Below are 20,456 nucleotides of genomic sequence, written 5' to 3' on the forward strand. Positions count from 1 at the left end.
TCAGTCCTGGCCGTCGAGTGCGGCTTGCACCAGGTCATCGACGGACATCGCGTCGATGCCGTCGTCGTGGGAGGGCTCAGCGTCGTCGCGACCGATCAGCTGCAGCAGCGGTTCCAGCACGCCGATCTCCCGCAGTTGCGAGAGCGGGACCCTGCCGAGCAGCCGCCGGATCTCGGCTTCCTCGTCGTGGGCCCCGGCGTCGTCCTGGGCCCCGGCCTCGGGCAGCAGCTCGCCGAGGACGTGCTCGGCGAGGTCGGCCGGGGTCGGGTGGTCGAACACCAGCGTCGAGGCCAGGCTCAGGCCGGTGGCCGCGCCGAGCTGGTTGCGCAGCTCCACCACCGCCAGCGAGTCGAACCCGAGGTCGCGGAACGGCCGGTCGGCGCGCACCACCTCGACGTCGGGCTGGCCCAGGACGGCGGCCGCGAGCGTGCGCACCAGCTCCAGCACCGCGTCGAGGCGCTGGTCGGGTGCGAGCCCGGTGAGCTGCTCGCGCAGCGCGGGTTCGGACGGCGTCGCGCTGTCGGTGACGTCGTCGCCGATGAGCTCGCGCAGCAGCGGGTTCGGGCGGGCCGGTCGGCCGGAGCGGCCGGTGTCGACGGCGGCGACGACCGCGGTCGGTTCCGGTTCGGCGGCCAGCTGGCGCAGCGCGGTGCAGGCCAGTTCCGGCGCCATCGGCTTGATCCCGGCGCGCTGCGCGCTCTGCTCGGCCTCGGCGGAGCCCGCCATTCCCCCGCCGCCCCAGGCTCCCCAGGCGATCGAGGTCGCCGGAGCGCCTCGGGACCTGCGGCGTTCGGCCAGGGCGTCGAGCGCGGAGTTCGCCGCCGCGTAGTTGGCCTGGCCGGGGCTGCCGACGGCCGAGGACGCCGAGGAGAACAGCACGAACGCGTCGAGGCCGGAGGTCAGCTCGTCGAGCAGCAGCGCCGAGTCGACCTTGGCGCGGAAGACGTCGGCGAAGCGCTCCAGTGTCATCCGGTCCAGCACGCCGTCGTCGATGACGCCCGCGGTGTGCACGACGCCGGTGAGCGTGCCCGGCACTGCGGCCAGCAGCGCCTGCAGCTCCGCCCGGTCGGCGACGTCGCAGGCCGCGACGGTGACGCCGACGCCGATCTCCTCCAGCTCGTGCCGCAGAGCGTCGGCTCCGGGCGCGTCGGGGCCGCGCCTGCTGGCCAGCACCAGGTGCTCGGCGCCCCCGCGGGCCAGCGAGCGGGCGACGTGGCCGCCGAGCGCGCCGGTGCCGCCGGTGATGAGCACCGTGCCGGTGGGGTCCCAAGTGGCGGCCGGTGCGGGCGCGGGCGCCTGCACGAGCCTGCGGGCGAACACCCCTCCGGCGCGCAGGGCCACCTGGTCCTCGCCGTCGAGTCCGGCGAGCACCGCGCGGAACAGGGTCGCGGCCCGGTCGTCGAACTCGTCGGGCAGGTCGATGAGACCGCCCCAGCGCTCCGGGTGCTCCAGGGCCGCGACCCGGCCGAGGCCCCACACCCCGGCCTGCGTCACGTCCTCGACGTGGTCGGTGCGGTCGGTGGACACGCCGCGGCGGGTCGCGCACCACAGCGGTGCGGTGATCCCGGCGTCGCCGAGCGCCTGGACGAGCGCGGCGGTGAGCAGCACGCCGTCCGGTGCCGATCCGATGCCCGGCGCGGTGTGCGCCAGGAACGAGGCGACCCCGTCGATTCCGCTGCCGTGCTCGCGGAGTGCGCCGGCGAGGGCGTCGCGGTCGGGTGCGTCGACCTCGACCACGACGGTGCTCGCGCCGAGCGCTTCGACGGCGGCGGTGACGTGCTGGTCGTGCTCGCGCGGGACGACCGCCAGCCAAGTGCCGGTGAGCTCGCCGGTGTGCGAACCGCCGAGCGGGCGCCAGGCGATCCGGTGCCGCCAGCTGTCGACCTCGGCGAGGTCCTGGTGCTGCTTGCGCCAGTCGAGCAGCGCGGGCAGCACCTCCGACAGCGCGGTGCCGTCGACCTGCAGGACGTTCTCCAGCGACGGGAAGTCCTGGCGCTCCACGGCGTCCCAGAACGCCTGGTCGTCGGTGTCGGGCCTTGCGGCGGTCGCCGGAGCCGGGAGGGTGTCGGGCCAGTAGCGCTGGTGCTGGAAGGCGTAGGTGGGCAGGTCGATCCGGTGCGCCCCGGTGCCGTCGAAGAACGCCGACCAGTCGGGGCTCGCGCCGGTCACGAACAGCCGACCGAGCGCCTGGGTGAACCAGGCCTGCTCGTCGCGGTCCCGCCGCAGCACCGGAACGCTGTTGCCGACCAGCGTCGACAGCGGCGAGTCGGGCCCGATCTCGACGAAGCTCGTCGCACCGGAGGCGTCGACGTTGTCGGCGAAGCGCACGGTGTCGCGCACGTGCCGCACCCAGTGCTCGGGCGACGTCACGTCACCGCTGGTGGCCATCGGGATCTGCGGTTCGCGGAAGGTCAAGCCCCGCACGACGTCCCGGAAGTCGTCGAGCATCGGTTCCATCAGCGGCGAGTGGAACGCGTGGGAAACCTTGAGCCGCTTGAACTCCCAGTTCCCGGCGAGCTCCAGGACCTCGTCCTCCGCGCCGGCCAGCACGACCGAGGAGGCCCCGTTGACCGCGGCGATCGACACGCCCTCGGTCAGCAGCTCGGCCACGTCCTCCTCGCCGGCCTGCACCGAGGCCATCGCGCCGCCCTCCGGCAGCGCCTGCATCAGCGAGGCGCGGGCGCTGACCAGCGCGGCCGCGTCGGTCAGCGACAGGACCCCGGCGACGTGCGCCGCGGCGATCTCGCCGATGGAGTGACCGACGAGGTGGTCGGGCTCGATGCCGAGCGATTCGACGAGCCGGAACAGGGCGACCTCGACCGCGAACAGCGCGGGCTGGGCGTAGCCGGTCTGGTCGAGCAGGTCCGCGTCGTCGCCCCACATCACGTCGCGCAGCTTCGGGTCGAGGTGCTCCAGCACCTCGTCCAGCGCGCGGGCGAACACCGGGAACCGCTCGTGGAGGCCGCGTCCCATTCCGAGGCGCTGGGCGCCCTGGCCGGAGAACAGGAACGCGAGCTTGCGGTTGCGGGCGGCTTCGCCACGCCACACCCGGCGGCTGGTGCGGTCCTCGGCCAGGGCCGTGAGCCCGTCGACCAGCTCCTCGTGGTCGGCGGCCAGGACGGCGGCGCGCTGCTCGAACGCCGCGCGCGTCGTCGCGGCCGAGAACGCCACGTCGGTGAGCGCGTGCCCGGAGCCGACGCGGTCGAGGAGCCGTCGAGCCTGGTCTCGGAGCGCGGCTGGGGTACGCCCCGACACCGGGACCAGCACCTCCGACACGGGCACGGTCGGTTCGGCGACCTCGGTGTCGTCCTCGTACTGCTCGATGATCACGTGCGCGTTGGTGCCGCTGGCGCCGAACGACGAGACACCGGCGCGGCGCGGGTGCGGCGACTCCGGCCAGGCGGTTCGCTCGGTGAGCAGCCGCAGCTCGCCGGACTCCCAGTCGACGTGCGACGACGGGGTGTCGGCGTGCAGCGTCTTCGGCAGTTCGCCGTGCCGCATCGCCATGACCATCTTCATGATCCCGGCGACGCCCGAGGCGGCCTGGGTGTGGCCGATGTTGGACTTCACCGCGCCCAGCCACAGCGGCCGCTCGCGGCCCCGCCCGTAGGTGGCCAGCAGGCCCTGGGCCTCGATCGGGTCGCCGAGCTCGGTGCCGGTCCCGTGCGCCTCCACGGCGTCCACATCGGACGGTGCGAGTCCGGCCGAGGCGAGCGCCTGGCGGATCACCCGCTGCTGCGCGGGACCGCTGGGTGCGGTGAGGCCGTTGGAGGCGCCATCGGAGTTGATGGCCGAGCCGCGCACCACCGCGAGGACCTGGTGCCCGTTGCGCTCGGCGTCCGAAAGCCGTTCCAGCACCAGGACTCCGACGCCCTCGGCCCAGCCGGTGCCGTCGGCGTCGTCGGAGAAGGCCTTGCAGCGGCCGTCGCCCGACAGCGCGCCCTGGGCACTGAACTCGACGAACCCGACCGGCGTGGCCATCACGGTGACACCACCGGCCAGCGCCATCGAGCACTCGCCGGAGCGCAGCGCCTGCGCCGCCAGGTGCAGCGACACCAGCGACGACGAGCAGGCGGTGTCCACCGACACCGTCGGGCCCTGCAGCCCGAAGGTGTAGGCGACCCGGCCGGACAGCAGGCTCGCCGACTGGGCGGTCTGCCACTCCATGCCGGTGATCTCGGCCGGGGCCCGGTACTCGCCGCTGCCGCCGCCGACGAACACGCCGGTGTCTGTGCCGCGCAACCGGCCCGGGTCGATGCCCGCGCGTTCCAGCGATTCCCACGCCGCTTCCAGCACGAGCCGCTGCTGCGGGTCCATCACCAGGGCCTCGCGCGGCGAGATCGCGAAGAAGTCCGGGTCGAAATCGGCGACGTCGTGCAGGAACCCGCCGCAGCGGGTGGCGCTGCGGCCCTCGTCGAAGAGCGCGCCGAGGTCCCATCCGCGGTCGGTGGGCATCTCGCCGACGGCGTCGACCTCGTCGACCAGCAGCTGCCACAGGTCCTCGGGAGAGCGCACTCCGCCCGGGTAGCGGCAGCTCATGCCGACGATCGCGATCGGTTCGTCGGTCGCCTGCCTGGTGACCTGCTGGACCGGTCCGTCGCTCGCGCCGAGCAGTTCGGCGAGCAGGTGCTCGGCGAGCTCGACGGGCGTCGGGTGGTCGAAGACCAGCGTCGCCGACAGGGAGAGCCCCGTGGCGCGGTCGAGCTGGTTGCGCAGGTCGACGGCGGTGAGCGAGTCGAAACCGAGGTCGCGGAACGGCGCGTCGTCCTCGACGGCCTCCGCGTCGCCGTGGCCGAGCACCGCTGCGGCGCGCTCGCGCACGAGGGCCAGCGCGGTGCTTCGGCGCCGTCCCTCGGGCATGGCGAGCAGTGCGCGCCGCAGCTCAGGTTCGCCCGCGGGCTCGTCGACGCGGGCCTCGGGGATGCCGGAGAACAGCACCGCCCGCTCGGCCAATGCCGGCGCGAACGTCTCCCAGTGCACGTCCGCGACGGCAACGGCAGGCTCCTGGCCTGCGACGACGCGGCCGAGCGCGGCCAGCGCGCGCTGCGCGGGCACCGCGGGCAGGCCGCTGAGGCGCAGGTGGGAGGTCATGCTCGGGTCCGTCGTCTCCGCCCACGGTCCCCACGCGACGAAGCGCGTCGGGCGGCCTCGGTCGTGGCGCTGCCGCGCGAACGCGGCCAGCCGCGCGTCGTGGGCGGCCTGCTGCGCGCCACCGCGCACGCCCCAGGTGCCGGCGATGGAGCCGAGCACCAGGAACGCGTCCAGGTCGCGGTCGGCCAGCAGCTCATCGAGGTGGCCGAGACCGGTGAGCGCGTGCTCGGGTGCGTCGGCGTGGACGACGGCGGTGAGGTCGTCGCCGACGGTGCCGAGGAGCGCGGCGAGCGCGTCGCGGTCGGACGCGTCGCAGGACACGACCGTGGCCTGCAGGTCAGACAGCTCGGTCTCGCCGGTGAGCACGAGGTGCTCGGCGCCGTTGTCGGCGAGCCAGCGGGCGACGAGCGCACCCATCGGGCCGGTGCCGCCGACGACGAGGACGGTGCCCCGGGGCGTCCAGGGTTCGCCGTCGGTGCCCGCGCGCACCAGGCGGCGGGCGCGGGTGCCGTCGGTGCGGATCGCGATCTCGGACTCGTCGGCGGGGAAGGCGGTGAACCAGTCGGCGACGACCTCGGGCAGGTCGATCAGGCCACCCCAGCTCTCGGGGTGCTCCAGGGCTGCGACCTGGCCTTCGCCCCAGACGTCGGCCTGCTCGGGGTGGCGCAGCGGTTCGTCGCCGACGGCGACGGCACCGCGCGTCACGCACCACAGCGGCGCGGTGATCCCGGCCTCGGCCAGCGCGTCGAGCAGCTCGATCGGCCGCTGGTCGCGCAGCGACACGACTCCCGCGTACTCGACTCCGGTGTCCGCCGCGCTGACGTTCTCGGCGCGGACCGCGTCGACGCCCAGCGCGTCGGCCGCATTGGCCGCCCACGGGTCGTCGCCGGGCACGAGCACGAGCCACTGGCCGCGCGCGTCGCGGCTGCCGGAGACCGGGGTCCAGTCGATCGCGTAGCGCCAGTCCGGTTCGGTGCGCTCGACGACGCTGCCCGGCACGGTCTCCGGCCAGTAGCGCTGGTGCTGGAAGGCGTAGGTGGGCAGGTGAACCCGCCGCGCCCCGGTTCCGGCGAAGAACGCCGACCAGTCCACGCCGATCCCGGCCACGAACATCCGCCCGAGCGCGGCGGCGACGCTCTCCTGCTCATCGCGACCTCGCCGCAGCACGGGCACGCTGCCCTCGACCAACGCGGACAACGGCCCATCGGGCCCGATCTCGACGAACCGCGAAGCCCCGCACCGCTCCACGTTGTCGGCGAACCGCACCGTCTCCCGCACGTGCCGCACCCAGAACTCGGGGTCGGTCACATCCCCGGAAACAACCACCGGAACCCGAGGTTCGCGGAACACCAACCCGCTGATCGCTTCCCGAAACTCCCCCAACATCGGCTCCATCAAAGCCGAGTGAAAAGCATGAGAAACCCCGAGCCGCTTGAACTCCCAGTTCTCGGCGATTTCAAGGACCGCGTCCTCGTCCCCGGCCAGAACGACCGAGTTCGGCCCGTTCACCGCCGCCAGCGACACCACACCACCCGAACCACTCCCGTCCCCAGGTGACGGAATACGGGAGTAATCCGGTCCCCGAATACCGGAGTAATCCGATCCCCGAATACGGGAGTTTTCCGCCTCCGGAATACCGGAGTAATCCGTCAGGAACGGCAACACCTCGGACTCACTCGCCCGAACCGACACCATCACCCCACCCGACGGCAATGCCTGCATCAAGCGGGCGCGGACCGAGATCAAGGTGCAGGCGTCCTCCAGAGACAACACGCCCGACACATGCGCTGCGGCCACCTCACCGATCGAGTGGCCGACGAGTTTCGCCGGGGTGACGCCGAAGAACTCGATCAGGCGATACAGGGCGACTTCGAGAGCGAACAGAGCCGGTTGGGCGTTGCCCGTCTGGCTCAGGGATTCCTCGTCCTCGCCCCACATCACGTCCCGGAGGTGGGGGTCCAGGTGGGAGAGGACCTCGTCGAAGGCTTCCGCGAAGACCGGATAGTGCTCGTGGAGGTCCCGGCCCATGCCCAGGCGCTGGGAGCCCTGGCCTGAGAACAGGAACGCCGTGGAGCCGTTGGTGCGGGAGACCGCGTCCCGGGTGACCTCGACGAGGCCCGTGGCCGTGGGCATCAGGGCGGCGCGGTGGGCGAAGGCCGAGCGGGTCGTGGCCAGCGAGAACGCGACGTCCAGCAGGTCACCCTCGGCGGCGCGGACCCGCTCGACCTGCGCGTCGAGCGCTGCCGCGGTCTTGCCGCTGACCAGCAACGGGACCGCGACCGGGCGCCGCTGCTCGACGGGAACCGGCTGCTCGTCAGCAACCGGCTGCTCGTCAGCGGCTTCCAGGACGACGTGGGCGTTGGTGCCGGACAGGCCGAAGGCCGAGACACCCGCGCGTCGCGGCCGTCCCACGTCCGGCCACGCGACCGGTTCGGTGAGCAGTCGCAGCGAACCGGAAACCCAGTCGATGTGCGTGGTGGGCTCGTCGACGTGCGCCGTCTTCGGCAGGAGGCCCTCGCGCATCGCCATCACCACCTTGATGACACCGGCGACGCCGGCGGCCGCCTGCGCGTGCCCGATGTTGGACTTCACCGACCCCAGCCACAGCGGCCGGTCCCGGTCGGCGAAGGTCGACAGCAGCGCTTGGGCCTCGATCGGGTCGCCGAGAGTGGTTCCGGTGCCGTGCGCCTCGATCGCGTCGATGTCCGCAGTGGACAGTCCGGCGTCCGCGAGCGCGCTGCGGATCACGCGTTGCTGCGACGGGCCGTTCGGCGCGGTGAGGCCGTTGGAGGCGCCGTCGGAGTTCACCGCCGAACCTCGCAGCACGCCCCACACCTCGTGGCCGTTGCGGCGCGCGTCGGACAGCCGCTCCAGCACCAGCACGCCCACGCCCTCGGACCAGGCGGTGCCGTCGGCGGCCTCGGCGAAGGCCTTGCAGCGGCCGTCGGCCGCGAGCCCGTCCTGGGCGGTGAACTCGACGAACGAGTCGGGGCTGGACATCACCGACACGCCACCGGCCAGCGCCAGCGAGCACTCGCCGTTGCGCAGCGCGGTGCTCGCCCAGTGCATGGCCACGATCGACGAGGAGCACGCGGTGTCGACGGTGACCGCCGGGCCCTCCAGGCCTAGCGCGTAGGCGAGGCGGCCGGACATGACGCTGGCGGTGTTGCCGGTGGCCAGGTAGCCGAGCACGTCGGCGTTGAGCGAGCGCCGCAGCACGTGCTCGTAGTCCTGGCCGTTGGTGCCGACGAACACACCGGTCTCGCTGCCGCGCAGCGCGGCCGGGTCCAGGCCCGCGCGTTCCAGTGCCTCCCAAGCGGTTTCGAGCACGAGACGCTGCTGCGGGTCCATCGCCAGCGCCTCGCGCGGCGAGATGCCGAAGAACGCGGCGTCGAAATCGGCTACGTCGCGCAGGAAGCTCGCTTCCCGCGCGGCCGACGCCCCTGCGCCGAGCGCGTCGAGGTCCCAGCCGCGGTCGGTGGGGAACGGGCCGACGGTGTCGGCACCGTCGGCGACCAGCCGCCACAGCTCCTCCGGCGAGCCGATGCCGCCCGGGAAGCGGCAGCCTATGCCGACGATCGCGATCGGCTCGTCGGTGTCGGCCCGCGCGACCTCCACCGGCGCGACCTCCGCTGACCCGACCGCCGCTGGGCCCACGGCCTGCGCCAGCAGGAACTCGGCCAGGTCGACCGGTGTCGGGTAGTCGAACAGCAGGGAGGCCGGCAACGTCAGACCGATGGCCGCCGACAGCTGGTTGCGCAGCTCCAGAGTCGTCAACGAGTCGAAGCCGAGGTCGCGGAACGCGCGGTCGGCGTCGATCTCGGAGGCCCGGGAGTGCCCGAGAACCCCGGCGATGTTGGCGAGCAGCAGGTCGAGCACCGCGCGGCGGCGCTCGGCCTCCGGCAGCCTCGCCAGCTCCCGCAGCGGCTCGCTGCGCTGCTCCGGAGCGACCTCGGCCCGCGCCTCCGCCAGCTCGCCGACCAGCGGCGCGGGGCGCAGCTGGGTCAGGCCCGGCAGGAACCGCGCCCAGTCGATGTCGGCGACCGCGATCGCGGTGTCGCCGCGCTCGACGGCCTGACGCAGCGCGGAGATCGCCAGCTCGGGCGCCATCGGGCTGAACCCGCCGCGCCGCAACCGGTCCTCGACGCCTTCGTCGACGGCCATGCCCGACCCGGCCCACGGGCCCCACGCGACCGAGGTGGCCGGGAGTCCCCGCGCCCGGCGCATCTCGGCGAAAGCGTCCAGGTACGCGTTGGCGGCGGCGTAGTTGCCCTGACCGGCGGCACCGATGACGCCCGCGGTGGAGGAGAACAGCACGAACGCGTCGAGGTCGGAGGTCAGCTCGTGCAGGTTGCGGGCCGCGATCGCCTTGGCGCGCAGCACGCGGGTGAAGCTCTCCGGGGTGAACGAGTCGACCAGGCCGTCGTCGACGGCACCGGCCGCGTGGAACACCGAGGTGACCCGGTGCTCGGCGAGCAGCGCCGCCAGGGCGTCGCGGTCGGCCACGTCGCACGCGGCGATGGTGACCCGCTCCCCCAGCTCCTCGGCGAGCGCGGCGGCACCGGGCGCGTCCGCGCCGCGCGTGCCCACCAGCAGCAGGTGCTCGGCTCCGGCATCGGCCAGCCACCGGGCGACGTGCGCGCCGAGCGCGCCGGTGCCGCCGGTGACCAGCACCGTACCGGGCGAGAACTCGCGACCGGTGCTGTCCAGGGCTGCTCCGGCCCGGACCAGCCTGCGGCCGTGGACACCGGAGGGCCGCACCGCGACCTGGTCCTCACCGCCCCCGGCGAGGACCCCGGCCAGGCGGCGGACCGCGTTGCGGTCGAGCCGCTCGGGCAGGTCGACCAGACCGCCCCAGAGCTGGGGGTGCTCCAGCGCGACGACCCGGCCGAGACCCCACACGGCGGCCTGATCGGGGTTCGGCACGCCGTCGGTCACCGACACCGCGTTGCGGGTCGCGACCCACAGCCGGGCGTCGATGCCGCTGCCCGCCAGCGCCTGCACGGCGGTGGTGGTGTCGGCGAGACCCGCGTGCAGGTCGGCGTCGAGGGCGAGCAGCGACAGCACCCCGTCGACCGGAACGTCCAAGTCCCGCAGGGAATCCGCGAGCGCGGACGGGTCGGCGACCTCCAGGCGCGTGACCTCGGCACCGAGCCCGTCGACCAGCTCGGACTCGTCCTGTCCGGGGGCGTGGAGCACGAGCCAGCGGCCGGTGAGCGCGGCCGAGGAGGTGACGGGACGCCAGCTGACGCGGTAGCGCCAGGAGTCCACCGTGGACAGCTGATGGCTGCGCCGCCACTCGGCGAGGGCCGCGAAGTCCTCGCGCTCGACGGCGTCCCAGAACTGCTCGTCGAGCGGCACCGAACCCGAGGTCTCGGGCTCGGCCGGAGTGGTGTCGGGCCAGAAGCGCTCGTGCTGGAACGGGTAGGTGGGCAGGTCGACGGGCCGCGCGCCGCTGCCGTCGAACAGCGCCGCCCAGTTCACGCCGGTGCCGCGCACGTGCACGCGGGCCAGCGAGCCGAGCAGCGCGGGAACGTCGTCGCGGTCGGCCCGCAGCGACGGCGCCAGCACCGCGTCGTCGCCGAGGATCTCCTGGGCGAGCGCGCACAACGTGCCGTCGGGGCCGATCTCCAGCGCCGCGCGCACGTCGCGTTCGGCCAGCTGCGCCACGTTGTCGGCGAAGCGCACGGTCTCCCGCACGTGCCGCACCCAGTGCTCCGGAGAGGTCACATCGCCGGAGACCACCAGCGGGATCTGCGGCTCGTGGAACTCCAAACCCTCCACGACGGCCCGGAAATCGTCCAGCACCGGATCCATCAGCGGCGAGTGGAACGCGTGGGACACCCTGAGCCGCTTGGACTTCCAGCGCTGCGCCAGCTCCAGCACCTCGGCCTCGACACCCGCGATGACCACCGCGTCCGGGCCGTTGACCGCCGCGATCGACACGCCCCCGGTCAGATGCGGGGCCACCTCGGCCTCACCGGCCTGCACAGCCACCATCGCGCCGCCCTCCGGCAGCGCCTGCATCAGCGAAGCACGCGCCGACACCATCCGGCACGCGTCCTCCAACGACAGCACACCCGCCACGTGCGCCGCGGCGATCTCACCGACCGAGTGGCCGACCAGCTGGTCCGGCGTCACGCCCAGCGACTCCACCAGCCGGAACAGGGACACCTCGATCGCGAACAGCGCGGGCTGGGCAAACCCGGTGCGGTCGAGCAGGTCCGCGTCGTCGCCCCACACGACCTCGCGCAGCGGGATCGGCAGTTCGCCGTCGAGGTGCGCGCACACCTCGTCGAAGGCGTCGGCGAACACCGGGAACCGCTCGTAGAGCTCGCGCCCCATGCCCAGGCGCTGCGAGCCCTGGCCGGAGAACATCAACGCCGTGCGGCCGCGCGTCGCGATTCCGCGCACCAGGCCCGGGTCGGGGAGGTCGTCGCGCAGCGCGGTCAGCCCGGCCACCGCCTCGTCGCGGCCGGCCGCGATCACCGCGGCGCGGTGCTCGAACGTCGAGCGCCCCGTGGCCAGCCCCGCCGCGAGATCCGTCAGGTGCAGGTCGGGACGCTCGTCGAGCAGCGCGAGCAGGCGCGCGGCCTGCGCTCGCAGCGCCCCGTCGGCACGTGCCGAGACCAGCACCGGTACGGGCCCGCCGACCGGCTCGTCGTCGGCTGCAGGCGTCTCCGGGGCCTGCTCCAGGATGGCGTGGGCGTTGGTACCGGACAGGCCGAACGACGACACCGCCGCCCGGCGCGGGCGGTCCACCTCGGGCCACGCGGTCTCCTCGGCGAGGAGCTCGATGGCGCCGGGAACCCAGTCGACCTTCGTCGACGGCTGCTCGACGTGCAGCGTCCGGGGCAGCACGCCGCGCTGCAGCGCCTCCACCACCTTGATGACGCCGGCCACGCCCGAAGCCATCTGGGTGTGGCCGATGTTGGACTTGATCGACCCGAGCAGCAGCGGACGCTGCCGGTCCCGGCCGTAGGTGGCGAGCAGCGCGTCGGCCTCGATCGGGTCGCCCAGCGCCGTCCCGGTCCCGTGCCCCTCCACGGCGTCCACATCGGACGCCTCCAGGCGGGCGTTGGCCAGGGCCTGGCGGATGACGCGCTGCTGCGCGAGACCGTTGGGGGCGGTGAGCCCGTTGGACTCGCCGTCCTGGTTGACGGCGCTGCCGCGCACCACCGCCAGCACCGGGTGACCGTTGCGCTTCGCGTCGGAGAGCCGCTCCAGCAGCACCAGGCCCACGCCCTCGGCCAGGGTCATGCCGTCGGCGTCCTCGGAGTAGGCCTTGCAGCGGCCGTCGACGGCCAGCGCGCGCTGCCTGCTGAAGCCGACGAACGCGCCCGGGGTCGACATGATGCTCACACCACCGGCCAGGGCCAGCGAGCTCTCGCCGCCGCGCAGCGACTGGCAGGCCAGGTGCAGCGCCATCAGCGACGACGAGCACGCGGTGTCGAGCGTGACCGCCGGGCCCTCCAGCCCGAACAGGTAGCTGATCCGGCCGGACAGGACGCTGGAGAGCGCGCCGGTGATCATGTGGCCCTCGTCCGGGGACGCGCCGCCGCGCCCGGCCGAGTAGTCCTGGTAGCTGGCGCCGATGAACGCGCCGGTGAGGCTGCGGCGCAGCCGGTGCGGGTCGATGCCCGCGCGCTCGATGGCCTCCCACGCGGTCTCCAGCAGCAGCCGCTGCTGCGGGTCCATCGACAGCGCCTCGCGCGGGCTGATGCCGAAGAAACCGGGGTCGAACTCCGCCGCGTCGTGCAGGAACCCGCCCTGCACCGAGTAGGTGCTGCCGGCCCGGTCCGGGTCCGGGTCGTGCAGGAGACCTTCCCAGCCGCGGTCGGTGGGGAACCCGGAGATGGCGTCGACGCCGTCGGAGACCAGCCGCCACAGGTCTTCCGGTGAGCTCACGCCCCCGGGGTAGCGGCAGGCCATGCCGACGATGGCGATCGGCTCGTCGTCGGTGACCGAGGCGACCACCGGGGTGTCGCGGCGGGTCTCGCCGCCGCCGATCTGCGCCAGCAGGTGCTCGGTGAGCGCCAGCGCGCTCGGGTGGTCGAAGACCATCGTCGTGGCCAGCCGCAGACCGGTGGCGGTGGCCAGCCGGTTGCGCAGGTCGACGGCGGTGATCGAGTCGAAGCCGACCTCGCGGAACGCGCGGTCCTCCGGCAGCGCGTCGGGACTGCTGTGGCCGAGGACCTTCGCGGCCTCGGCGCGCACCAGCTGCAGCACGGCCTGCCTGCGCTCGACCGCGGGCAGCGCGCGCAGCGCGGCCGCGGCGCCGCCGTCGGCGGCCCGGGTCTGCTCGGCGGCGGTGAGCTCGCGGACCTCGGGGATCTCGTCGAACAGCGTCGTCGGCCGGGCCGCGGTGAACACCGGGTGGTAGCGGTCCCAGGCGACGTGGGCGAGGGCCAGCTCCGTCTCGTCGTCCTCGATCGCCCGCTGCAGCGAGCCCAGCGCCAGCTCGGCCTTCATGAACTCCAGGCCGCTGCGCCGGATCTGCTCCGGGTCGACGCGGCCGAGGCCCAGGTCGTCCGACCAGATGCCCCAGGAGATCGCGGTGGCGCGCAGGCCGCGGGCGCGGCGGTGGCAGGCCAGCGAGTTGAGGTAGGCGTTGCCCGCGACGTAGGCGGCGTGGTCGCCGCTGCCCCACATGCCCGACACCGACGAGAACAGGACGAACGCGTCGAGGTCGTGCTCGACGAGCTCGTCGAGGTTGCGGGCGCCGTGGACCTTGGCGCGCAGCACCTCGTCGAGGACCTCGACGGTGGCGTCCTCGATCGGGTACAGGCCGATGGTGGCGGCGGCGTGCACGACCGCGCGCAGCTGGTGACCGTCGGCGCGCAGGTCGTCGAGCAGCCCGGCCACGGCGTCGCGGTCGGCGACGTCGCAGGCCACGACCGTGGCCGGGGTGCCGAGTTCGCGCAGTTCGGCGGCGAGTTCGGCGGCGCCGGGCGCGTCCGGGCCGCTGCGGCTGGTGAGCACGAGGTGCTCGGCGCCCAGGTGCGCCAGCCAGCGGGCGACGTGCGGGCCGAGGGTGCCGGTGCCGCCGGTGATCAGCGTGGTGCCGCGCGGCGTCCACTGGTCGGCGCGGTCGGCGCGGTCGGCCAGGTCGGTTCGGTCGGCGCGGGCCGGGGCGTGGACGACGCGGCGGGCGAGGACTCCATTGGCGCGCACGGCGATCTGGTCCTCGTCGCCGGGCCGGGCGAGCGCGGCGGCGAACCGGCGGGCGGCGCGCGGGTCGAGCTCGACGGGCAGGTCGATCGACCCGCCCCAGCGCTGCGGGTGCTCCAGCGCGGCCGACCAGCCCAGACCCAGCGCCAGCGCCTGCGTCGGGTGCGCCACCGCATCGGCGCGGCCGGTGGCGACGGCGTCGCGGGTGATGTTCCACAGCGGCGCGTCGATCCCGGCGTCACCGAGGGCCTGGATCAGCGCGACCGTGAGCACCAGTCCCAGCGGCAGCTCGGCGGTGGTCTCGGCCGGTTCCTCGGCCGAGGGCAGCACCGACACGACACCGGCGAGTTCGATCCCGTCGAGCTCGCCGAGCCGCTCGGCCAGCACCGCGCGGTCCGCGCAGGTCTCGTCGAGGACCAGGCTCCGCACGTCGGCGCCGTTCTCGGCCAGCGCGGAGCGCACGTCGTCAGCGGCGCCGCTCTCCGGGCCGCTCTCCGGGCTGTTCTCCGGGCTGTTCTCCGGGCCGCTTTCGGCGCCGACCAGCAGCCAGGTCCCGTTGAGCGTCGCGTCCTGCAGCCCGCGCAGCGGTTTCCAGGTGACGCGGTAGCGCCAGGAGTCCGTTGTGGACTTCTCGCGGCTGCGTTCGCGCCACGAGTGCAGCGCGGGCAGCACGGCGGCCAGGGATTCCTCGTCGACGTGCAGGCTGGAGGTCAGTGCGGCGAGGTCGGACTGCTCGACGGCGGCCCAGAACTCGGCGTCGGCCGGGTCGTTCGCTCCTCCCCCGGCCTGGCCGTGCCGACCCGGCACCGCGGGCTCGATCCAGAACCGCTCCCGCTGGAACGGGTAGGTCGGCAGGTCCACCCGCCGGGCGCCCTCGAAGTGCGGCGAGAAGTCGACCGCGACGCCGCGCACGAACGCCTCCGCCAGCGAGGTCAGCACCCGGTCGGTGCCGCCCGCGTCGCGGCGCAGCGTGCCGCAGGCGACCGCGCGGACCTCGGCGTCGTCGATCGCGTCCTGCACGCCCGGCGTGAGCACCGGGTGCGCGGAGACCTCGACGAACGCCCGGTGCCCCGTCTCCAGCAGCGCGTCGACGGTCTCGGTGAACCGCACCGTCCGGCGCAGGTTGCGGTACCAGTACTCGGCGTCGGTGTCGGCGCCGTCGAGGCGTTCGCCGGTGACCGTGGAGAAGAACGGCACGTCCGGCCGCTGCGGGCGGATCGGCGCCAGCTCGCGCAGCAGCTCGTCGTGCAGGTCCTCGACGTGCCGGGAGTGCGAGGCGTAGTCCACCTCGATGCGGCGGACCCGCACGCCCTCCTCGACCAGCGTCGCGCACAGCTCGTCGAGCGCGTCCAGGTCGCCCGAGATCGCCACCGAGCGCGGGCCGTTGGTGGCGGCCAGCGACACGCGACCGTCCCAGGCGGCCAGGCGGGGTTCGACCTCGGCGGCGGGCAGCGCGACGGAGGCGATGCCGCCGCGCCCCGCCAGTGCGCCCGCGATGGCCTTGCTGCGCAGCGCGACGACGCGCGCGGCGTCCTGCAGCGACAGCGCACCGGCCACGCAGGCGGCGGCGATCTCGCCCTGCGAGTGGCCGATGACCGCGTCGGGTTCGACGCCGTGGGCGCGCCACACCTCGGCAAGCGACACCATCACGGCCCAGGTCGCGGGCTGCACGACGTCCACGCGGTCCAGCGATTCGCCGTTGCGCACCACGTCGACCAGCGAGAAGTCGGTGAACGGGGCGAGCGCGGCGGCGCACTCGTAGAAGCGGTCGGCGAACGCGGGCGACTCGTCGAGCAGCTGCGCGCCCATGCCGACCCACTGCGCGCCCTGACCGGGGAAGACGAACGTCACCTTGGAGTCGACGTCGGCGACACCGCGTGCGACCTCGGCCCCGTCGAGCAGCACGGCCCGCTGCTCCAGCTGCGACCGCAGCGTCAGCGAGTACCCGACATCAGCCGGATCGGCCTCGACCCGCCGCACCCGCTCGATCTGGGCGTCCAGCGCACGCGGCGTCTTCGCCGAGATCGTCCACAGGACCGGTGTCTCCGAGGTCTCCGGGGTCTCCGGGGTCTCGTTCTGGGGGTGGGTGGTGGGGGAAGTTTTCATGAAAACTTCCCCCGCACCCTCCAGCACGACGTGGGCGTTGGTCCCGCTGATCCCGAACGACGACACGGCGCAGCGCCGCGCCCGCCCCGTCTCCGGCCACCGCTGGTCGTCGTGCAGCAGCGACACCGCGCCGGAATCCCAGTCGACGTGGGAGGACGGCGTGTCGCAGTGCAGCGTGCGCGGCAGCACGCCCTCCTGCAGCGCCATCACCATCTTGATCACGCCGGCCACGCCCGCGGCGGACTGCGCGTGGCCGATGTTGGACTTCACCGACCCGACCAGCAGCGGGCGGTCGGCGTCGCGGTGCTGCCCGTAGGTCGCCAGCAGCGCCTGCGCCTCGATCGGGTCGCCGAGCGCGGTGCCGGTGCCGTGCGCCTCAACGACGTCCACATCGGACGGTTCGACGCCCGCGTTGGCCAGCGCCTGCGCGATGACCCGCCGCTGCGAGGGACCGTTCGGCGCGGACAGGCCGTTGGAGGCGCCGTCCTGGTTGATCGCCGAGCCGCGCACCACGGCCAGCACCGGGTGCCCGTTGCGCTCGGCGTCGGAGAGCCGCTCCACCAGCAGCACGCCGATGCCCTCGGAGAGGATCATGCCGTCGGCCGAGTCGGAGAAGGCCTTGCAGCGGCCGTCGGCGGCCAGCGCGCGCTGCTGGCTGAAGGCGATGAGGGGCTTGGGGTTGGGCATCACCGTGACGCCGCCCGCCAGCGCGAAGCTGCTCTCGCCGCTGCGCAGCGACTGGCAGGCCAGGTGCAGCGCCACCAGCGACGACGAGCAGGCGGTGTCGACGGTGACGGCGGGCCCCTCCAGGCCGAACAGGTAGGACACGCGGCCGGACAGCACGCTCGGGCTGCTGCCGGTGACCTGGTAGCCCTCGGAGGCACCGTCCCCGCCGCCGTACTCGATGTAGCTGGAGCCGATGAACGCGCCCGTGCTGGTGCCGCGCAGCGCGGCCGGGTCGATGCCGGCGCGTTCGACGGCCTCCCACGTGGACTCCAGCAGCAGCCGCTGCTGCGGGTCCATGCCGAGGGCTTCGCGCGGGGAGATGCCGAAGAAGCCCGGGTCGAACTCGGCGGCGTCGTCGAGGTAGCCGCCCGCGGTGGTGTAGGTGGTGCCGGGGTGGTCGGGGTCCGGATCGTGCAGGGCCGCGATGTCGAAGCCCCGGTCGTTCGGGAACTCCGTGATCGCGTCGGTGCCGTTCTTGATGAGCTCCCAGAACTCCTCGGGAGTGCCGGCGCCGCCGGGGAAGCGGCAGCTCATGCCGATGATCGCGATCGGCTCGTCGGTGGAACCGTCCAGCTGCGGCCGCCGCGCCAGGTCGTCGGCCCCGCTCCCGATGAGCTCGGCCACCAGGTGCTCGGCGAGCACCTTCGGAGTCGGGTGATCGAACACCAGCGTCGCGGGCAGCGACAGGCCGGTCGCGGTGGCGAGCTTCTTGCGCAGCTCCACGGCGGTCAGCGAGTCGAAGCCGATGTCGCGGAAGGCGCGCTGCTCCCCCACCTCCTCGGCGGAGCTGTGCCCGAGCACCGCGGCGGCCTCGGCGCGCACCAGGTCGAGGACGTGGCGCTCCCGGTCGCCCGAGGCCATCTCGCGCAGTCGCCGGGCCAGGTCGGAGTCGTCGGCCGACCCGCCGGTCTCGGCGGTCTCGGCCAGCGCGCGCACGTCCGGCAGGTCGGCGAGCAGCGCGCTGGGCCGCATCGCGGTGAAGACCGGGTGGAACTGCTCCCAGTCGACGTCGGCGACGGTGACCGTGGTGTCGCCCTGCACCGCGGCGCGGTTGAGCTCGGTGATCGCCTGCTGCGGCGGCAGCGGGGCCAGGCCGCGGCGCGACAGGTCGTCGGCCACCGCTTCGTGGGTGGCCATCCCGGATTCGGCCCACGGGCCCCACGACACGGAGGTCGCGGTGAGGCCGCTCGCCCGGCGCTGCTCGGCGAGGGCGTCCAGCAGCGCGTTCCCGGCGGCGTAGGCGCTCTGCCCGCCGCTGCCCCAGACCCCGGCGATCGAACCGAACAGCACGAACAGGTCCAGGTCGCGGTAGCCGAGCAGGTGGTGCAGGTGCAGCGCGCCGAGGACCTTCGCCGAGAGCACGTCGGCGAACTCGGTGTACGAGGTCTGCGCCAGCGGAGCGGCCTGACCGACCCCGGCCGCGTGCACGACACCGGTCAGCTCGGGGAGGTCGGGGTCGTCGAGGTCAGCGAGCAGTTCCGACACGGCGACGTGGTCGGCGACGTCGCAGGCCACGACGTCCACGCGCGGGCCGAGGGCTTCCAGTTCGGCGCGCAGCTCGGCGGCTCCGGGCGCCTCGGCGCCCCGGCGGCTGGTGAGCACAAGGCGCTCGACGCCGCTGCGGGCGAGCCAGCGGGCGGTTTCGGCGCCGAGCGCGCCGGTGCCGCCGGTGATCAGGACGGTGCCGCGCCCGGCGTAGGAGTCGCGGGACGGCAGCGCGTCGACGGTGCGCCGCGCCAAGCGCCTGCCGAGCAGGCCGCTAGGGCGGATCGCCACCTGGTCCTCGGTGCGGTCGCGGCCGAGTCCGGCGACGGCGGCGACCAGGCGCTGGGCGGCGCGCTCGTCGACGACCTCGGGCAGGTCGATCACGCCCGCCCACCGCTCGGGGTGCTCCAGGGCGGCGACCCGGCCGAAGCCCCAGATCGCGGCCTGCGCGACCGACGCGATCTCATCGGCGGGGCCGGTGCTCACCGCGCCCCGCGTGACCGTCCACAGCGGAGCGTCGAGGGTCTGGGCGAGCGCGAGGGTGAGGCCGAGACCGACCGACAGCGCGGGGTTCTCGGCGCAACGGGTCTCGTCGAGGGCGAGCAGCGACACCGCTCCGGCGCAGTCGGTGAGCCGCTCGGCCAGCACCTCCGGATCCAGGCAGGTCTCGTCGAGCAGCACCACCGACACCTCGGCGCCGGCTGAGGTGAGCGCCTCGCGCACCGGCCCGACCAGTCCCTCCTGGGCGGCCGAGGAGGCCAGCAGCAGCCAATGCCCTTCCAGCGCGGGGGCGTCCGCCGCGCGCAACGGGGCCCACAGCACCCGGTAGCGCCAGGTGTCGAGCAGCGCCTTGTCCTGGTTGCCCTTCCGCCACGACGACAGCGCCGGAAGCAGCGCGTCCAGCTGCGAGCGGTCGTCGAGGTCCAGGCCCAGCACGGCCGCCAGCTCGGCGGCGTCACCGCGCTCGACCGCGGCCCACAGCCGCGTGTCGCTCGGGTCGGACTGGCTGAGCCCGCCGGTCAGGGCGGGGCCGCCGGTGGGGACCGGCCAGTAGTGCTCGTGCTGGAAGGCGTAGGTGGGCAGGTCGACGCGCCGCGCACCGGTTCCGGCGAAGTGCGCGGCCCAGTCGACCCGCACCCCGCGCACGTGCGCGCGGGCCAGCGCGGTGAGCAGCGACGCCGGCTCGTCGCGGTCGGCGCGCAGCACCGGCACGCAGTCCTCGACCAGCGCCGACAGCGCGCCCCCGGGGCCGATCTCCAGGAACGTCGTGACCCCGTCCTCGCGCAGCGAAGCCACGTTGTCGGCGAAGCGCACGGTCTCCCGGACGTGCCGCACCCAGTGCTCCGGCGAGGTGACATCGCCGGTCACGACGAGCGGGATCTGCGGCTCGTGGAACTCCAAACCCTCCACGACAGCCCGGAAATCGTCCAGCACCGGATCCATCAGCGGCGAGTGGAACGCGTGGGACACCCTGAGCCGCTTGGACTTCCAGCGCTGCGCCAGATCCAGCACCTCGGCCTCGACACCCGCGATGACCACCGCGTCCGGGCCGTTGACCGCCGCGATCGACACGCCCTCGGTCAGATGCGGGGCCACCTCGGCCTCACCGGCCTGCACCGAGACCATCGCGCCACCGGTGGGCAGCGCCTGCATCAGCGAGGCGCGCGCGGACACCATCCGGCAGGCGTCGTCCAGCGACAGCACACCCGCCACGTGCGCCGCGGCGATCTCACCGACCGAGTGCCCGGCCAGGGAGCGCGGCCGCACGCCGAAGGATTCGACCAGGCGGAACAGCGCGACCTCGATCGCGAACAGCGCGGGCTGGGCGTGGCCGGTCTCGTTCAGCAGGTCCGCGTCCTCGCCCCACACGACCTCGC

1 protein-coding gene (only partly in view) is annotated in these 20,456 nt (G+C 74.1%); it reads right to left on the reverse strand.

What is annotated here, in order from left to right:
- Nucleotides 1-20,456, reverse strand: partial view of a type I polyketide synthase gene (locus QFW96_RS22235; RefSeq protein WP_281457689.1) — the 3' portion only. It continues 6,856 nt past the right edge of the window; 20,456 of the gene's 27,312 nt are visible here — the last part of the coding sequence; the start codon falls outside the window, past its right edge; the stop codon is at nt 1-3.

Source organism: Saccharopolyspora ipomoeae, from assembly GCF_029952525.1.
GTDB lineage: Bacteria > Actinomycetota > Actinomycetes > Mycobacteriales > Pseudonocardiaceae > Saccharopolyspora > Saccharopolyspora ipomoeae.